Genomic DNA, 16,679 nt, shown 5'->3' with positions numbered 1-16,679 from the left:
GGCTCCGGTGGGGGATGGGTTCATTGCACGTTCACGGCTTCGACCTGCACCAGCAGCTTCACCTTGTTCTCGAAGCCGAAGTTCAGGCCCCAGGTGATGCCCCAGTCGCTGCGCTGCACGGTGGCCTCGAAGTCGCCGCCGCAGACCTGGCGGTTGATCAGCGGGTTCAGGTAGCAGTTGAAGCGCACGGCCTTCAGCGTCACCGGCTTGGTCTGGCCCATGAGCGTGAGCGTGCCGGGCACGTCGGTCACCTTGTCGCCGCTGAAGTCGATGCGCTCGGCCACGAAGCGGCCGGTGGGGAATTCGGCCACGTTGAAGAAGTCCTTGCTCTGCACGTGGCGGTTGAGCAGGTCGACGCCGGTGTTGATGGAGCTGATGTCCATCGTGATGTCGACCTTGCCGCTGGCGCCGGTGCCGTCGATCTTCACCGAGCCGTCCTTGGTGCTGAAGCGGCCGCGGTTGGTGGTGGTGCCGTAGTGGCCCATCTCGTACATGACGAAGGTGTGGGTCGGGTCGATCACGTAGCTCGCATTTTTGACCGGCCCGCCCGCGGGCTTGGCGGCCAGCGGCGGCGCGGTGTATTCCTGGGCCGTTGCGGCCAGGGGCAGGGCCGCGCCCGCACACAGGACCGCGGCGAAGAAGAGCTTGTTCATGGCAAGGGAAGAAGGATGCATGGGAAATGAAATCGTCGTCACAGCGGCCCGAGGCCCGCGAGCGTCAGCTTGAAGCGCACCTGCACCTCGTTGCCGACCACCGAGGTGTCGGTCCATTCGCCGTCGCCGACCTTGTAGTCGAGCCGCTGGATCGTGAGCGTGCCCGTGGCGACCGAGTACGCGCCGCCCGACGAGGCGATGCTCACGGGCACCGTCACGTACTTGCTGACGCCCTTGATGGTGAGCTTGCCGGCCATCTCGAAGCGGCCCTCGCCCAGCGCCTTGATGGCGCTCGAGCGGAAGCTGGCCTGCGGGAAATGCGCGGTGTCGAACCAGGTCGGCTTGGGCAGCTCGGCATCGCTCATGGGCACGCCGAAGCCGGCGCTGGCGGTGTCGATCTGCAGCACGACCGAGCCGCCCTCGGGCTTCTTCGGGTCGAAGGCGACCTGCGCGTCGAAGCGCTTGAAGCTGCCTTCCACCGGCACGCCCATCTGCTTGCTGACGAAGGCGATCTGGCTCTTCTCGGGCACCAGTTTCGCGGTGGTGGCCGGCATGGGTTCGGCCGCGGCGTGCAGCGCGAGGCCGAGGAGGGCGGCGGCGCCCCACAAAAGACGGGTCGTCATCCGGCGGATTCCTTGCGTGGCGCGGGCCACATGCGTTGCAACAGACCGTCGTGGTCGATCCAGTGGTGCTTGAGCGCCGCCGCCACGTGCAGCAGCGTGACGCCGGCCAGCAGGAAGGCGCTGCGCTGGTGCAGCGGCTTGAGCACGGCCTCGGCGAAGTCCTTGTCGACCGCCACCAGGTCGGGCAGCGGCAGCAGGCCGAACCACACGACCGGCACGCCCATGCCCGAGCTGTAGGCCCAGCCGAACAGCGGGACCGCGAAGAACAGCAGGTACATCAGCGCATGGCTGATGCGGTGCGCGGCCCGCTGCCAGGCCGGCATGGCCGCCAGCACCCGCGCCGACAGCGGCGGCGGGCGGTGCGTGAGGCGCCACAGCAGCCGCAGCGCCGACAGCAGGAGGATGGTGATGCCGGCCCACTTGTGCCAGCTGTAGAGCTTCAGGCGCTGCGGGGAGAAGGGCAGGCCCGTCATGTAGAGCCCCACGCCGAGCGAGCCGACGATCATCGCCGCGAGCAGCCAGTGCAAGGCCATCGCGACCCGCCCGTAGCGGGGCTCGCGCAGGGCGGCGGCGGCCTGTGCGCGGAGCATAGCTCGGAAGCGATGACACCGCAGCGGGGCCGGCCCGCGCCGAGCGCTACGACGGCGACGGCGGTTGTTGCTGCTGCTGGGCCCGCAGCAGCACGCGCCGCAGCGCGTCCGGCTGCACCGGCTTGCGCAGCGCGTGCCAGCCGCGCGCGGCTGCCAGCTGCTGCGTGGCTTCGGTGATGTCGGCCGAGATCAGCGCGATCGTCAGCGCGGGCTTGCGCTGCGCCAGCCGCTCGGCCAGCGCGATGCCGTTGAACGCGCCGGGCAGGCGGATGTCGCACAGCGCCACGTCGAGCGCGTCCAGGTCGGCCAGCGCGAGCGCCTCGGCGGCGCTGGCGTAGATGCGCGGCGCCACGTGCCAGTGCCGCAGCAGCGCCGAGAGGCTGTCGGCCACCACGATGTTGTCTTCGACCACCAGCACGGCGAGGCCGGGGCGCAGCACGGCGTCGGCATCGGGCTCGTCCAGCGCCACGGAGGGCGCGGGCGCCGGCACGGCCGCCGCACCAGGGCGGGCCGCCGGCAGCTCGAAGCTGAAGACCGAGCCCTTGCCCGGCGCCGAGCGCAGCGCGACCTCGATGCCCAGCTGCCCCGCCAGCCGCCGCACGATCGCCAGCCCCAGGCCGTGGCCGTGCTGCAGGTTGCGCTCCACGTTGCCGACCTGCTCGAAGTCGTCGAACACGCGCGTCTGCGACTCGGCCGCGATGCCGATGCCGCTGTCGCGCACCTCGACGCGCCAGGCGCGCCCGGTGTCGGTGCCGGGCCGGCGGCGCGCCCGCACGGCCAGCAGCACGCGCCCGCGCGGCGTGAACTTGAGGGCGTTGTCCAGCAGGTTGGAGAGCACGCGGCGCAGCGCCACCGCGTCGGTCCAGGCCACCGCCTCGGCCGGGCAGCGCACCGCGACGCGGCCTTCGCCGGCCTGGCGCGCCAGCTCGTTCAGCAGCGGCGCCAGCGCCACCGCCGCCGGGCGCAGCGGATCGACCGCGGCCTCGATGCGGCCGATCTCGAGCAGCTGGTTGGTCAGGCCCTCGAGCGCCTGCTGCGCGCGCGAGAGCGAGGCCACCGTGTGCTGCACCGCCGCGCTGTCGGTGCCGTGCTGCAGCTGCTGGCGCAGCACCTCGGCCTGCAGCCCGATGGCCATCACCGGCTGGCGCAGGTCGTGGTTGGCCGCCGAGAAGAAGCGCAGCCGCTCGGCCTGGGCCTGCTCGGAGGCGCGCAGGCCGGCCAGCGCCTGCTCGCGCAGCGTGCGCTCGTTCAGGCGCAGGCCGATGTTCTCCTCGAGCTGGCGCGAATGGTCGGCCACCAGCTTCCACATCATCGCGGTCAGGCCGATGCCGATCACCGCGACCGCCATCATCACCGGCGCCCCGAGCCACAGGCCTGTGACGATCACCGGCGCCAGCAGCAGCGTGATCGCCAGCTGCGTGGCCGGCGTGTAGAACGACACCGAAAACGCCGACGACAGCGTCATGCCCATGAGGATCAGGCCCAGCAGCAGCTGCAGGTCGGGCCGCTCGGGGTTGAACAGCAGCACGCCCGCCAGGCCGTGCGCCAGCTCCCAGATGGCCGTGCGCAGCGTGTGCTGGCGCTGCGCGGCGCGCAGGGTGGCGGGGGTGAAGGGCTCGGGCAGGCGCTGCGGAAAGAAGCCGCGCATCACCGTGACGCCGGTGACCAGCGCCAGCCACACCAGCGCGCGCACCGGCGAGAACTGCCAGGCGAAGAGCGCCGCCACGCCGCAGTTGAGCAGGTACTGCACCAGCAGCACCGGCCCGAGCGGGCGGATCGACAACCGCAGCACTTCGCACTGGATCGCGAAGCGGTGGTCGCCGTCGCGGGCGTCTGCCGGGGGGGCCGCGGAGGCGGGGGTGGGCGTCATGGGCAAATCGACTATATAGAGAAGGCCCCAGCCCCGGCGACAATGGGGGCCCTTAGCGGGCTTCCCGATGGCCGACTTTCCGTGAACGATCTCTCATTTTTCCTGCCTTGCGCCGCCGGCGTCGAGGAATTCCTTGCCCAGGAGGTGCATGCCCTGACCGGCCGTGCCGGGCAGGACCTGCTCACCCTGCGCGGCGGCGTGCGCGTGCGCGCCGACTGGCGCGACGGCCTCAAGCTCAACCTGCACAGCCGGCTCGCGCAGCGCGTGCTGGTCGAACTGGCCCATGGGCCCTACCGCAACGAGAACGACCTGTACGCCATCGCCAACGGCGTGGCCTGGGAGATCTGGTTCACGCCCAAGCAGACCTTCAAGATCGAGACCACGGCCCAGCACAGCCCGCTGCAGAGCCTGAACTTCGCCACCCTGCGCATCAAGGACGCCGTGGCCGACCGCTTCCGCGCCAAGGCCAACGGCGTGCGCCCGAGCATCGAGACCCAGTGGCCCGACTGCCGCATCTTTGCGCACCTGACCACCGACAGCTGCACGCTGTACATCGACACCTCGGGCGAGCCGCTGTTCAAGCGCGGCTGGCGCCAGGACAAGGGCGACGCCCCGCTGAAGGAAACCCTGGCCGCCGCCATGCTGGCCGCCAGCGGCTGGTGGAACCCCGAGACCGGCGAGGTCGCCAAGGCCCCGCTGTACGACCCCTGCTGCGGCAGCGGCACCATCGCCATCGAGGCCGCGCAGATCGCCAGCGGCATCGCGGCGGGCTCGCTGCGGCGCTTCGGCTTCGAGAAGCTGCTGCCGTTCCAGGCGCACGTCTGGGCGGCGATCAAGAATGAAGCCGCCAACGCGCAGCATGCGAGCGCCATCGCCGTCTTCGGCTCCGACGTGTCGCACCGCATGGTCGACTTCGCCGAGCGCAACGCCGAACGCGCGGGCGTGGCCGGCGCTATCGAGTTCCGCGGCGGCGACGCCCTGCAGCGCATGCCGCCGGCCGAGGGCGGCGTGATCATGCTCAACCCGCCGTATGGCGAGCGCATCGAGGTCGGCGGCGTGGCCCGCTTCGGCGCCCGCGAAGCCGCCCAGACCTCGGGCGATGGCGAAGGTGGCGACGGCGGCGACTTCTTTCCGCAGCTCGCCACCCACTGGAAGAAAAACTACGCGGGCTGGACCGCCTGGGTGCTCACGCCCGACCTGAAGCTGCCCAAGCAGATGCGCCTGAAGGAGTCGCGCCGCGTGCCGATGTGGAACGGCCCCATCGAATGCCGGCTGTTCCGTTTCGACATGGTGCGGGGCTCGAACCGGGCAGCGCCGCCAGACGCCTAGGACTGCAGCTTCAGGCCTGCAATGCCCAGGAAGATCAGCGCGATGCACACCAGCCGCAGCGGCGCGGCGCTCTCCTGGAAAAAGAAGATGCCGATCAGCGTGACGCCGATGGCGCCGATGCCGGTCCAGATCGCGTAGGCCGTCCCGACCGGCAGCGTCTTCATTGCGGCGGTGAGCAGCACGATGCTCGCCAGCGCGGCGCCCAGGCCCAGCGCGCCGGCGCCGGGGCGCTCCCAGCCCGCCGCGGCCTTCAGCGCGAGGGCCATCACGATCTCCACCAGTCCGGCGGCAAGCAGAAGGAACCAGGCCATGGCGTTCGCTCCCTTCACAGCAGCTTGATGATGGCCACGCCGAGCAGCAGCACGGCCACGCCCGCCATGCGCAGGCCCGACACCGGGCGCTGCGGCAGCCGGAACCAGCCGTAGCGGTCGACGAACACCGACGCCACCTGCTGCCCCGCCACCGTCAGCCCGACCGCGGCCGCGGCGCCGATGGCCGGGATCGCCGTGAACACCGTCGTCACATAGGCCGCGCCCGCAAGACCGCCGAGCCAGCCCCACCACGGCATGCCGCGCAGCGCGGTGCCTTGCGGTGCCGTGGCCGCAGGCGCACGCCGGAACAGCGTGACGAGCAGCAGCGCCGGGGCCATCGCCAGCGTCGCCACGAAGAAGCTCACCGCGCCCACCGCGAAGGGCGCGCCCAGGTCCTGCCGCAGCAGGCCGTTGACCACGCCCTGCACCGGCAGCACCGCGCCGGCCAGCAGCGCCAGCACGATCCAGCCGGACTTGCCCGCCAGCGCCTGGCGCAGGCTGCCGGCCTGCCCGGCGACGATGGCCCCGGCCCCGAGCAGCACCGCCAGCGTGCCGCCGGCCATGGCCGGCGTCAGCGCCTTGGGCGCCACGCCGAGCAGGCCGAAGGTGTCGAGCGCGAACGAGGCCAGCATCTGCCCCGCGATGAACAGGCCGACCGCCACCACCGCGCCCAGGCGCGGGAACAGCAGGATGGTCGAGACCACGTAGAAGGCGCTGGCCGTGCCGCCGATCACGTGCCACCACGGCACGCCCGGCAGGCCGGCCAGCGCCGTCAGCGTGCCCGTGGCAAGCGCCACCGCCAGCAGGGCCAGCGTGCCGACTGACAGCTGCAAGGTCGTGGCGGTGAACGGGCTGCCCGTGGCCTTGGAGAGCTGGGCGTTGGCGCCGGCCTGCACCGCGAGCAGGCCCCCGGCGACGAGCGAGGCGGGAATGAAAAACGCGTCCATGGTGGTTCGACCTCCGTGTGTTGTGAGTGCGGGGCAGGCGAATCGCGCCCCCTTGCGGACGACTGTAGGATCGGCACGTTTGCAAAGCCATTCGAAAAAATTGCATCCGGGGTATGCACAAATGCAGGGCACAGACTGGGACGACTTTCGCGTGTTCCTGGCCGTCGGCCAGGCCGGCTCGCTCTCCGGCGCCGCGCGGCAACTGGGCGTGAACCACTCCACCGTGCTGCGGCGCCTGGGCGCGCTCGAGGCGCGCATGGCGGTGCGCCTGTTCGACCGCCTGCCCGCCGGCTATGCGATGACGCTGGCCGGCGAGGCGCTGCGCGAGCGCCTGCAGGGCGTGGGCGAGCAGATCGACGCCGCGCAGCGTCACCTCATGGGGCTCGACCTGCGGCTGACCGGCGTCATCCGCATCACCAGCACCGACACCTTCATGGCCGGGCTGCTCGGGCCGATCCTGGCGGACTTCCGGGCGCTGCACCCGGGCATCGAGCTGCAGGTGGTGATGAACAACCTCTTCCTGAGCCTGACCAAACGCGAGGCCGACGTGGCGATCCGCCCGACCAACGCCCCGCCGGACCACCTGGTCGGGCGCCGGGCGGGGCGCCTGCAGACGGCGGTGTACGCGTCGAAGGCCTACCTCGCTAAGCACCCGGCGACGACCCCGCTGGCTGCGCACGACTGGGTCGCGCCCGACGAAGGCCTGTCGCACCTGCTGCAGGCCAGGTGGCTGCGCGAGCAGGTGCCACCGGCGCGGATCGCGGCGCGCGTCGACAGCCTCGTCGGCATGACGCAGCTGGTGAAGCGCGGCCTGGGCCTGGGCATGCTCCTGTGCATGCTGGCCGACGCGGAAGACGAGCTGGTGCAGGTCGAGCCGCCGCGGGAGGCGCTGGACACGCAGGTCTGGGTGCTGACGCACCCCGACCTGAAGGAGGTGGCGCGGATCAAGGCCTTCACCGACTTCGCCTACGCGCGGCTCGTCGCCGACGCGAAGGTGCTGGCCATGCCCTCAGGGCGGCCGGCGGCCCGCTAGAAGCCCGGGCGCCGCATGGTGCAACATCGGCGATAGACAGATTTCACGCGACCATGACCTTGCCAGCCCCCGACCTCGTCGTCATCGACACCAACATCGCCCTCGACCTGCTGGTCTTCGAAGACCCCGCCTGGGCACCGCTGGTCGACGACCTCGCGCGCGGCGCGCTGCGCTGGCTGGCCACGCCCGCGATGCGCAGCGAACTGGAACGCGTGCTGGGCTACCCGCTGATCGCCCGGCGCATGGCGCAGCGGGAGCTGACGATTCCCGTGGTGCTCGCGGATTTCGATGCGCGCGTGCAGCTGGTGACCGAGGTGCCGGCGCGTGCGCCCTGCGTGTGCAGCGATCCGGACGACCAGGTGTTCATCGACCTGTCCGTGGCCCACGGGGCGCAGCTGTTCAGCAAGGACAAGGCGGTGCTATCGATGAAGAAGCGGCTGGCGCTGCGCGGGGTGGCGGTGCGGTCGGCGCTGGCGTAGGCCACGCCGATCTGGCTCAGGCCTTGTTCAGCTCGTACCACTGCCCCAGCAAGCGCGCGACGGCCCGCACGCGTTGCGTGTCGCGCCCCCAGCGCCGGCTGGCCGGCAGCTTCTGCGCCCACTTCATGCGCCGCGCCGCATTCGCGATGCGCTCGCGCACTTCCTCGTTCACGCTGCTCAGTGCCGCATGCCAGTGCTGGCCCGCGGCCTGCGGCGCGGCGGCCTCGAGCATCATGGCCGTGGAGTGCAGGTAGCTCAGCCAGTCGCGGGCCTGGCATTCGGCCAGGGTCATGACCTCGGAGGGGTCGTCCTCGAAATCGATGTAGCCGATCACGCCGTCGGGGCACTGCACGAGGTTGCGGTCGAAGGCCTGGCTCAGGTGCTGGCCGCACAGGTGCACGGCGGCGATGGCGGCCAGGCCCTCGCGCCACACGGCGAGCAGGGCGGCGGGGCCGGCGGCGGCGGCCTGGTCGATGCGCTCCTGCAGCACCACGGTGGCACGGCCGCTTTCGCCGAGGTCGGAAATCAGCAGCCCGTCGGCCTGCTGCGCCAGCACGATCGGCACGCGCAGGCCCGCGGCGGCCAGTTGCTTCAGGCGCCGGGCCTCGGTGGCGATGGCGGCTTCGCCGCCCGGGTTGGGCACGGGCTTGATCACGTCGAGGCCGGCCAGCCGCGCGGCCAGCGCCATCACGCGGTAGCCCCACTTGCCGTGGCGCGGGCCGGCCTTCTTGAGCCAGACGCGCTCGCTGCCGAAGCGGTGGCTGGCCACGTTCTTGGCCTGCCTGGGCAGGGTGACGCGCAGGAACTCGGCGTAGTCGCCGGGCGCCGAGCCCGGGGCGTTGTCGAGCGGCGCGGGCGCTGATGCGGCACCCCGTTGGCTGTACAGGCGCGTCGCGGCGCCTCCTCGTCTCAGTGGATTCATGCGGCCATGGCGAAGCCCGGCGCCAGCAGCCCGTGCGGGCCCTGCGTCACGGGCTGGAAACTCTGTGCACTGGCCAGCGGCCAGTAGGTGCGGAAAACGGTGTGCTGGTTGTCCAGCGGCCCGAGCAGCGCGCCGGGCTGCACCTGCATCACCAGGTTGCTCAGCAGGCGCACCTCGGTGTCGGAGATGCGGCGCACGATGTGGTGCGCGGTGATCTGCTGCGGGTGGTCCAGGCCCGCGGCCTGCACCAGCTCCTGCAGCGCATGCAGCGTGCTGCGGTGGAAGTTGCGCACGCGGTCGGCCTTGGTCGGCACCACCAGCGCCTGCTGGCGCACCGGGTCCTGCGTGGTCACGCCGGTGGGGCAGTGGCCGGTGTGGCAGCTCTGGGCCTGGATGCAGCCCAGCGCCATCATGAAACCGCGCGCCGCGTTGCACCAGTCGGCGCCCAGCGCCATCATGCGCGCCACGTCGAAGGCGGTGATCACCTTGGCCGCGCAACCGATCTTGATGCGGTGGCGCAGGTTCACGCCGATCAGCGTGTTGTGCACCAGCAGCAGGCCTTCCTGCAGCGGCGCGCCCACGTGGTCGCTGAACTCGACCGGCGCCGCGCCCGTGCCGCCCTCGGCGCCGTCGACCACGATGAAGTCGGGCGTGATGCCCGTGGCCTGCATCGCCTTGACGATGCCGAACCATTCCCACGGGTGGCCCAGGCAGAACTTGAAGCCGGTCGGCTTGCCGCCCGACAGCTCGCGCAGCTTCGCGACGAAATGCATCATCTCGGTCGGCGTGGAGAACGCGCTGTGCGACGAGGGCGAGACGCAGTCCACGCCCACCGGCACGCCGCGCGCCGCCGCGATCTCGGGCGTGACCTTGGCCGCCGGCAGCACGCCGCCGTGGCCGGGCTTGGCGCCCTGGCTGAGCTTGATCTCGATCATCTTCACCTGCGGATCGCGCGCGTTGGCGGTGAAGCGCTCGGCGTTGAAGGTGCCGTCGTCGTTGCGGCAGCCGAAGTAGCCCGAGCCGATTTCCCAGATCAGGTCGCCGCCGTGCACGCGGTGGTGCTGCGAGATCGAGCCCTCGCCGGTGTCGTGCGCAAAGCCGCCCATCTGCGCGCCCTGGTTGAGCGCGAGGATGGCGTTGGCCGACAAGGCGCCGAAGCTCATCGCCGAAATGTTGAACACGCTCGCGCTGTAAGGCTGCGTGCAGACCTGCGCCAGGTTCGCATCGGCCGGCTGCGGCGTGCCGCCGATCACGATGCGGAAATCGTGCCCGTCCAGCTTCGTGGGCTGCATCGAGTGGTTGATCCACTCGTAGCCCGCGGCCGACACGTTCAGCTGGGTGCCGAAGGGCCGGTTGTCGGGCTCGCCCTTGGCGCGCTGGTACACCAGCGAGCGCTGGGCGCGCGAGAAGGGCGCGGCCTCGGCGTCGCTCTCGATGAAGTACTGCCGGATCTCGGGGCGGATGAACTCGAGCAGAAAGCGCAGGTGCCCGATGACCGGGTAGTTGCGCAGGATGGCGTGGCGCGCCTGGCGCAGGTCGTGCACGCCGGTGCCGGTGAGCACCGCGAAAGCGGCCACACCGATCCACGCGAGCCACAGGTGCGGCGAGGCCAGAACCAGTGCCAGGCAGGCGACCAGACCCAGCACACACAGGGCGAACGCGCTGTAGCGTGCGGGAAACGGAATAATCGTGGGCATAGTCATCAGATGTCGGCTGGAGCCTGCTGCATCATAGAGGGCTGCCCCCAACCTGCCATGACTGCTGCCATGACGACCACACCCGACACCCCCGATACCCCTGACACCGCCCTGGCCGTCTCCTCGCAAGCCCTGGGCCCCGACGATTTCGACGCCCTCGACAGCGCGCTCGACGCCATGCGCGAGCACGACGAGGAAATTCCCCAGTGGGAGTTCTGCGAAGGCTTCATGGCCGCGCTGATCTGCACGCGCCGCCCCATCGACCCCACCGAATACTGGCCCGTGCTGCTGGGCGACCACTTCGTGCCGGCCCAGCACATGGAGTTCGTCTGGAACTGGAAGCGCCGCTGGCGCGAGATCGAAGAAGGCCTCGACGCCCCGGTCGAATCGCTCGAAGACGAGCGCAGCTGGCAGCCCGAAGTGCTCGACACCCGCGGCGCCATCGCCTCGCTGCCCGAGGAAGAACGTGCCGAGATGGCCGCCGAAGAGATCCCTTCGTTCGCCCAGGTCTGGGCGCTGGGCTTCATGTACGCGGTCGAGAACTGGCCCGAAGACTGGGCCGCCCCGCGCGACAAGGAAGCCGCGCAGATGCTCGACGACGCGCTCGACAACATCGTCGCGCTGACCGAGGACGACACCGCCAAGCCCACGCTGTCGATGTACGACGAGAACGGCCCGCCCAGCGTGAGCCAGCAGCGCCTGGACGACTTCGGCGCCGCGATCTGGGCGGTGTACGACCTGCGCCAGCTCTGGAAGAGCCTGGGCCCGAAGGTCGAGACGATCCGCAAGGAAGCCGAACCCGGCCGCAACGACCCGTGCCCTTGCGGCAGTGGAAAAAAGTACAAGAAGTGCCACGGGGCATGAGTGCCGTCGCGCCGACGCAGCGCCCTGCCGCGCAACCCCTGACGCCGCAGGCGGCATGGGTCATGGTCCTCGCGCTCTGCACCGGGGTCGCGCTCAGTCAGGCGTTTCGCACCGTCGGCGCCATCATGGCGAGCCCGCTGCAAGCGGACTTCCACCTTTCGGCTCAAGCCCTCGGGATCTTCTCGGGGGCTTTTCACTTCGCGTTCGGCGCGATGCAGCTCTTCATGGGCATCGGCATCGACCTGCACGGCGTGCGCCGCACCGTGCTCGTGGCCTTTCCCGTCGCGATCGCGGGTGCGCTGCTGTCGGCCGTGTCGCCGAACTACCTCGTGCTGGTGGCCGGGCAGGCGCTGATCGGCGTCGGCTGCGCGCCGGCCTTCCTGGTGTGCACCGTGTTCATCGCGCGGCACTTTCCGGCGGCGCGTTTCGCCACCGTGTCGGGCCTGGTGCTGGCCATCGGCGGCCTGGGCATGCTGGCCACCGGCACGCCGCTCGCGTGGCTGGTGCAGGCCTACTCGTGGCGTGCAGGCTTCCTCGTGCTCGCGCTGGCGTCTGCATTGGCCTGGCTTGCCATCTGGCGCTGGGTGCACGAGCCTGCGTCGGCCGTGCCGCAGGTGAAAGAGTCGATTCCCGAAGCCGTGCGCCAGTTCGGCGCGCTGTTCGCCATGCCGCACACGCTGGGCATCATGGTGCTGGGCGCGGTGACGTATGCGGCCTTCATCTCGCTGCGCGGGCTGTGGCTGGGTCCGCTGATGATGGAGCGCCACGGCTACTCGCTGGTGCAAAGCGGCAACGTCGCGCTCGCGGTGTCGGTGATCGCGCTGTTCGGCTCGCCGCTGTTCGGCCGCTTCGATCGCGACGGCGCCGCGCGCCGGCGCTGGATCGTGGCCTGCGGCCTCTTCTACGCCGGCCTGTTCGCGCTCATCGCCGTGGTGCATTCCGCCTGGCTGGACATCGCGGGCATGGTGCTCATCGGCGTGCTCTCGGGCTTCATCGTCTGGCAGTACGCCGACGTGCGCGTGGCCTACCCGGCCGCGCTCACGGGCCGCGCGATGGCCGTCTTCACCATGGCGATGTTCCTGGGTGTCGCGTTCATGCAGTGGGGCACGGGCGTGGCGGCCTCGGTGGCCGCGGCGCACGGCGGCGATCCGCTGACCGCCGTGCTGGCGGTCATTGCGGCGCTGCTGGTGATCGGCATCGCGGCCTTCGCGTGGCTGCCCGCGCCGAAGGCGAACGCCGTCAGATCTTGAAGGCGCGTTGAATGTCCGGCCGCACGAGGTCGGCGTACTCGCGGTGCTTGCGGATGTAGCCCGCGATGAACTGGCACACCGGAATCACATGCCGCCCGTTGGCGCGCGCCTCGTCGAGCACGTGCCTCGCAATGCCCGAGCCCACGCCCTTGCCTTCATGCTCGGGCAGCACCTCGGTGTGCGTGAACATGATCGCGTCGGTCAGCAGGTTGTACTCGGCATAGGCCGCGAGCTTGCCGTCGAGCGTGGCTTCGTAGCGGTGCTGCGCTTCGTTGTTCGTGAAGGTGAGGGCGGTCGAAGAAGAAGTGGTCATGAGGGTTGGCGTGCAAGAAAAGTGGCGAGGTTGGCGGCGGCGGTGGCGCGCACCTTGTTGCGCAGCATCGGCGTCCAGCCCAGCAACAGGCCCGGCGTGCCCAGCGCCTGTCGCGACCAGGTCCAGAACGGAAAGCTGTCGCGGTGCGTGGCGATCAGGCCGTCGGGCGTGAAGGTGAAGCGCGCGTCGATGCTGTTGTCGACCAGGCGGCCGGTGGCGCTGAAGCGATAGTGCGCGTCCCAGTGCGCGCTGCCCGTGCGGGCGTCGGCCTGCACGTCGCGCCAGCTCAGGCGCCACACGTCGGCGCCCTTAGCCTTCGTGGCGTCGCACAGCATGCGCCACATGCCGCCGATCTCGCGCCGGCCGCGCAGCGAAAAGGCCTCGTCGTCGAACACCGCGTCGGGCGCGTAGCAGGCGGCCATGGTGGCGGCGTCGAGTTGCGAGAACGCGCTGTAGAAGCGCTCGATGGTCGGGGCGTGGGTGGCTGCGGTCATGGGGCCTCGGGATGGGTGGTGCCGGATCATCGCCGGGATGCGCCGTGCAAGGAAGTGCACGGGCGATTCCGGGTGTCCCGCATTAACATGCGCCCCGATGCCGGTCCTTGCAGGGCCGGCGCCCTGGCGGTGGCGCAGAAAAACCAGAACCACAGTCGCTGCGCCCGCCGCACACAACCCGAGGGGACGCATCCATGGCCGAGGTGATCAACGACTGGCAGTTCGTCGAGGCCGTCATGGCCGCCCGCACGCTCGAGGAGGTCGCGCAGGTCAACCGCCGCGCGATGCGGGCGATGGGCTTCAACCACGGCGCCTACGTGCTCAAGCGCCCGGTGCCCGCGCCCCGTGCCGACGCCCCCGCGCAGGACGCGCTGGTGTTCTTCCACGACCTGCCCCCGGCGTGGGCCCGCACCCGCTACGAGTCGCTGCGCAGCAGCGCCGGCGAACAGGCCGACGCCCGCGTGCAGCATGTGCGCGCCGGCATGCCGGCCACCGCGTGGAGCTGGCTCGGGCAGGTGAGCCACACGCGCGCCGACATCGGGCAGCGCGCCCGCGGCCTGCTGCGCAGCGCTGGCGAACACGGGCTGAAGGCGGGGCTGACCGTGCCGCTGTGGACGCCCGGCATCGACTGGGCCTTCATGACCCTGACCACCGACGCCACCGCCGACCTGCGCGAACTGCGCGCGACGTTGGCGCCGATGAACTACTTCGCCTCCTGCCTGCATTCGACCGTGCGCCGGCTGCAGGGTGACGCGAAGGTGCCGGTGCTGAGCGCGCGCCAGCGCGAGGTGCTGCACTGGGTGGCCGTGGGCAAGTCGACCTGGGAAATCTCCGAGATCCTGCACATCAGCGAGCGCACCGTGTACTTCCACCTCGTGGGCGCCGCCCGCAAGCTCGACACGCAGGGCCGCACCGCCACCTGCGCGCGGGCCCTGGCGCTGGGCCTGCTCACGCCCTGAGCCGGCCCACCCCTGTCGGAAACGACAGGGGGCCGCATGGTGCCGCGCGGCGCGGTGCTGCAATCGGCCACGGGCAGGCCGTGTGTCACGCGCCCGATGCTTCAACCGATCGAGCCCATGAGAGAACGCAGAAATTTCGTGCGCCTGCTGGGCGGCGGCCTCGCGGTGGCGGCGGGCGCCACGGCCCTGGCCACCTGGTGGCTCCACGCCGACGTGCCGGCCGCCGCCTTCGAGATCTGGAACGGCCCGGGCGACGAGCCCGACGTGCGCAAGCGCGCCGTCGCCTATGCCGTCACCGCGCCCACGGCCTACAACGGCCAGCCCTGGCGGGTCGACCTGCGCGAGCCCGACGCCATCGTGCTGCACGCCGACCGCGCCCGCGTGCAGCCCGCCACCGACCCCTTCGGCCGCCAGCTCATGATCGGCCACGGCGCGTTCATCGAGCTGCTGGTGATGGCGCTGGCCCAGCAGGGCGTGCAGGCGCGCGTGCAGCTGTGGCCGCAGGGCGAGCTGGTGGGCGATACGCCGCAGCAGTGGCCCGACCTGCCGGTGGCGCGCCTCACGCTGTCGCGCGGCGGCACGCCCGACCCGCTGTTCGCGCAGGTGCTGCGGCGGCGCACGCCCAAGCAGCGCTTCGACACCGGACGCAGGGTGTCGGCCGACATGCTGCAGGGGCTCACCGCGGCCGTGGCTTCGGCTTCAAGCGGGGGCGTGCAATCGGCCGGCACGGTCGACATGGCCCGCGTGCTGCCGCTGCGCAAGCTGTGCGCGGCGGCGGCGCGCGTGGAGCTGGTCACGCCCCACACCGCGCGCGAGAACCTGCGCCTGCTGCGCATCGGGCCGCAGGAAATCCTGGCGCACCGCGACGGCTTCTCGCTCAACGACCCGGCGCTGCGCATGGCGGTCGCGCTGGGCCGCTTCGACCGCGAGGTGCCGGCCGCCGAAGACAGCCTCTCCTTCCGGCAGACGCTGCGGATGTTCGAGGACCAGGCCCACACGGCGATGGGCTTCGTCTGGATCAGCACCGGCGGCAACAGCCGCAGCGAGCAGATCGCCGCGGGCCGCGCCTACGTGCGTCAGCAGCTGCGCGCCACCGACCTGGGCCTGGGCATGCAGCCGATGAGCCAGCCGCTCGAGGAATTTCCGGAGATGGCGTCGCACCACGCGGCGGCGCACGACATGCTGATCGGCGCCGCGCCGTCGCGCCATGCGCGCAGCCCGACCGTGCAGATGATGTGCCGTCTGGGCTTTCCGACGGCGCCGGTGCCGCCCGCGCCGCGCCGGCCGGTCGGCGATTTCATGCAGGCCTGAACAGCCCGCGTGCGATCAGCGCGGCAGCAGCTGGATCAGCGTCTGCAGCGCGTAGTGCACCGTCGCCGCGCGCACCGTGGCGCGGTCGCCATCGAAGCGGCGGCGCTCGGTGCGCACCTGCCCGTCGACCGACCAGCCGAACCACACGGTGCCCACCGGCTTGTCGGGCGAGCCACCCGCGGGGCCGGCCACGCCGGTCACGGCCACGGCCGCGCGCGCCGGGGCGCCGCGGGCAATGGCACCCTCGGCCATCGCCCGCGCCACGGGCTCGCTCACGGCGCCGTGGGCCTCGATGAGCGCGGCGTCCACGCCCAGCATCTCGGTCTTGGCGGCGTTCGAGTAGGTGACGAAGCCGCGCTCGAACCACACGCTGGAGCCCGCCAGGTCGGTGCAGGCGCCGGCAATGAGGCCGCCGGTGCAGCTTTCGGCGGTGGCCATCATCCAGCCCCGGGCCTGCAGCCGTTCGGCCAGCGTGGCGACGAGCGCGGGGACGTCCTGTTCGGCCAAGGCCGGGGAAGCGGAAGGTTGCATCGGGTTCACCATGCGCGCCACAGCGCAATGACCAGCAGCGTGCAGAAGGCCGCCACCAGGTCGTCCAGAAGAATGCCGAAGCCGGCACGCCACCACTGCACCCGCGCGGGGTCGTGCGGCTTGAAGGCGGCGTCGGCCCAGCCCACGGGGCCGGGCTTGGCGGCGTCGAAATAACGGAACAGCGCAAAGGCCACGACCTGCGCCCACAGGCCGGCCGGCGTCACCAGCCAGAGCACGAGCCAGAAGGCGACCACCTCGTCCCACACGATGGCGCCGGGGTCGGACACGTTCATGTTGCGCGCAGCGACCGTGCAGGCCCACCAGCCGATCGGCAGGCCGGCGAGGATGATCCAGCCGATGGTCGCGGGCGTGAACCACAGCTGCATCACCACGAACGCGGCCCAGGCCCACAGCGTGCCCACGGTGCCGGGCGCGAAGGGCGACAACCCCGAGCCGAAACCCAGCGCGATGAAGTGCGCGGGGTGCGAGAGCAGAAAGTGCAG

The 16,679-nt window shown here is 71.2% G+C and carries 19 protein-coding genes; 7 read left to right on the top strand and 12 right to left on the bottom strand.

Annotation, left to right across the window (positions count from 1 at the left end; genetic code table 11):
• Nucleotides 1-20: 20 nt before the first annotated feature.
• Genes AC07Y4_RS23675 through AC07Y4_RS23660 form a run of 4 tightly spaced genes read right to left on the bottom strand, consistent with a single transcriptional unit; the run spans nt 21 to nt 3,736 of the window.
• Entirely contained in the window at nt 21-653 is a 633-nt protein-coding gene (locus AC07Y4_RS23675; RefSeq protein WP_492699084.1) for a YceI family protein, read from the bottom strand.
• Between the two features lie 38 nt (nt 654-691).
• Nucleotides 692-1,276, bottom strand: a complete 585-nt coding sequence (locus AC07Y4_RS23670; protein ID WP_495275198.1) for a YceI family protein — start codon at nt 1,274-1,276, stop codon at nt 692-694.
• On the bottom strand, nt 1,273-1,866 hold the full coding sequence (locus AC07Y4_RS23665) for a cytochrome b (RefSeq protein ID WP_495275197.1): 594 nt from the start codon (nt 1,864-1,866) through the stop codon (nt 1,273-1,275). The genes AC07Y4_RS23670 and AC07Y4_RS23665 overlap by 4 nt, the downstream gene beginning before the upstream one ends.
• 46 nt (nt 1,867-1,912) lie before the next feature.
• Complete coding sequence (locus tag AC07Y4_RS23660; protein WP_495275196.1) at nt 1,913-3,736, bottom strand: sensor histidine kinase; 1,824 nt, start codon at nt 3,734-3,736, stop codon at nt 1,913-1,915.
• Between the two features lie 81 nt (nt 3,737-3,817).
• Here AC07Y4_RS23660 and AC07Y4_RS23655 point away from each other — a divergent pair, with 81 nt between their 5' ends.
• Entirely contained in the window at nt 3,818-5,065 is a 1,248-nt protein-coding gene (locus tag AC07Y4_RS23655; protein WP_495275195.1) for a THUMP domain-containing class I SAM-dependent RNA methyltransferase, read from the top strand.
• On the opposite strand, the gene AC07Y4_RS23650 is transcribed toward AC07Y4_RS23655, so the two are convergent.
• Together AC07Y4_RS23650 and AC07Y4_RS23645 are read right to left on the bottom strand one after the other, a co-directional pair.
• On the bottom strand, nt 5,062-5,376 hold the full coding sequence (locus AC07Y4_RS23650; RefSeq protein WP_062480310.1) for a DMT family transporter: 315 nt from the start codon (nt 5,374-5,376) through the stop codon (nt 5,062-5,064). The genes AC07Y4_RS23655 and AC07Y4_RS23650 overlap by 4 nt on opposite strands.
• Before the next feature lie 14 nt (nt 5,377-5,390).
• Nucleotides 5,391-6,323 (bottom strand): DMT family transporter, encoded by a 933-nt coding sequence (locus tag AC07Y4_RS23645; protein ID WP_495275194.1) that lies wholly within the window; start codon nt 6,321-6,323, stop codon nt 5,391-5,393.
• Nucleotides 6,324-6,444: 121 nt separating this feature from the next.
• Here AC07Y4_RS23645 and AC07Y4_RS23640 point away from each other — a divergent pair, with 121 nt between their 5' ends.
• Together AC07Y4_RS23640 and AC07Y4_RS23635 are read left to right on the top strand one after the other, a co-directional pair.
• A complete protein-coding gene (locus AC07Y4_RS23640; RefSeq protein ID WP_487848727.1) occupies nt 6,445-7,356 on the top strand; it encodes a LysR family transcriptional regulator in 912 nt (303 codons plus the stop codon).
• A gap of 53 nt (nt 7,357-7,409) precedes the next feature.
• Entirely contained in the window at nt 7,410-7,835 is a 426-nt protein-coding gene (locus tag AC07Y4_RS23635; RefSeq protein ID WP_062480304.1) for a PIN domain-containing protein, read from the top strand.
• A gap of 16 nt (nt 7,836-7,851) precedes the next feature.
• On the opposite strand, the gene AC07Y4_RS23630 is transcribed toward AC07Y4_RS23635, so the two are convergent.
• Together AC07Y4_RS23630 and AC07Y4_RS23625 are read right to left on the bottom strand one after the other, a co-directional pair.
• Nucleotides 7,852-8,757: a BUD32 family EKC/KEOPS complex subunit gene (locus AC07Y4_RS23630; RefSeq protein ID WP_495275193.1), complete on the bottom strand. Its 906-nt coding sequence runs from the start codon at nt 8,755-8,757 to the stop codon at nt 7,852-7,854.
• Nucleotides 8,754-10,454 carry an FMN-binding glutamate synthase family protein gene (locus AC07Y4_RS23625; protein WP_495275192.1) on the bottom strand — a complete coding sequence of 567 codons (1,701 nt, stop codon included), beginning with the start codon at nt 10,452-10,454 and terminating at the stop codon, nt 8,754-8,756. The genes AC07Y4_RS23630 and AC07Y4_RS23625 overlap by 4 nt, the downstream gene beginning before the upstream one ends.
• Nucleotides 10,455-10,523: 69 nt before the next feature.
• Between AC07Y4_RS23625 and AC07Y4_RS23620 the strand changes: the two genes are divergently transcribed.
• Both AC07Y4_RS23620 and AC07Y4_RS23615 read left to right on the top strand, forming a co-directional pair.
• On the top strand, nt 10,524-11,318 hold the full coding sequence (locus tag AC07Y4_RS23620; protein WP_495275191.1) for a UPF0149 family protein: 795 nt from the start codon (nt 10,524-10,526) through the stop codon (nt 11,316-11,318).
• Nucleotides 11,319-11,380: 62 nt separating this feature from the next.
• Nucleotides 11,381-12,568: an MFS transporter gene (locus tag AC07Y4_RS23615; RefSeq protein WP_495275201.1), complete on the top strand. Its 1,188-nt coding sequence runs from the start codon at nt 11,381-11,383 to the stop codon at nt 12,566-12,568.
• On the opposite strand, the gene AC07Y4_RS23610 is transcribed toward AC07Y4_RS23615, so the two are convergent.
• Both AC07Y4_RS23610 and AC07Y4_RS23605 read right to left on the bottom strand, forming a co-directional pair.
• Nucleotides 12,558-12,881: a GNAT family N-acetyltransferase gene (locus tag AC07Y4_RS23610; protein WP_159278737.1), complete on the bottom strand. Its 324-nt coding sequence runs from the start codon at nt 12,879-12,881 to the stop codon at nt 12,558-12,560. The two genes, AC07Y4_RS23615 and AC07Y4_RS23610, sit on opposite strands and share 11 nt — an antisense overlap.
• A complete protein-coding gene (locus AC07Y4_RS23605) occupies nt 12,878-13,375 on the bottom strand; it encodes a nuclear transport factor 2 family protein (protein WP_369631040.1) in 498 nt (165 codons plus the stop codon). The genes AC07Y4_RS23610 and AC07Y4_RS23605 overlap by 4 nt, the downstream gene beginning before the upstream one ends.
• Nucleotides 13,376-13,569: 194 nt before the next feature.
• Here AC07Y4_RS23605 and AC07Y4_RS23600 point away from each other — a divergent pair, with 194 nt between their 5' ends.
• Nucleotides 13,570-14,334 carry a helix-turn-helix transcriptional regulator gene (locus AC07Y4_RS23600; RefSeq protein WP_139702162.1) on the top strand — a complete coding sequence of 255 codons (765 nt, stop codon included), beginning with the start codon at nt 13,570-13,572 and terminating at the stop codon, nt 14,332-14,334.
• Between the two features lie 117 nt (nt 14,335-14,451).
• Complete coding sequence (locus tag AC07Y4_RS23595; protein WP_495275190.1) at nt 14,452-15,645, top strand: Acg family FMN-binding oxidoreductase; 1,194 nt, start codon at nt 14,452-14,454, stop codon at nt 15,643-15,645.
• Between the two features lie 15 nt (nt 15,646-15,660).
• Here the strand turns inward: AC07Y4_RS23595 and AC07Y4_RS23590 are convergent, their stop codons facing one another.
• Nucleotides 15,661-16,188 (bottom strand): CinA family protein, encoded by a 528-nt coding sequence (locus tag AC07Y4_RS23590; RefSeq protein WP_492687381.1) that lies wholly within the window; start codon nt 16,186-16,188, stop codon nt 15,661-15,663.
• Nucleotides 16,182-16,679, bottom strand: a 498-nt coding sequence (locus AC07Y4_RS23585; protein ID WP_495275189.1) for a phosphatidylglycerophosphatase A family protein, incomplete at its 5' end; no start/stop codon positions are given. The genes AC07Y4_RS23590 and AC07Y4_RS23585, both read right to left, overlap by 7 nt.

Source organism: Variovorax sp. GW460-12-1-14-LB1, assembly GCF_059423605.1.
This window is presented reverse-complemented; position numbering and strand designations above follow the sequence as displayed.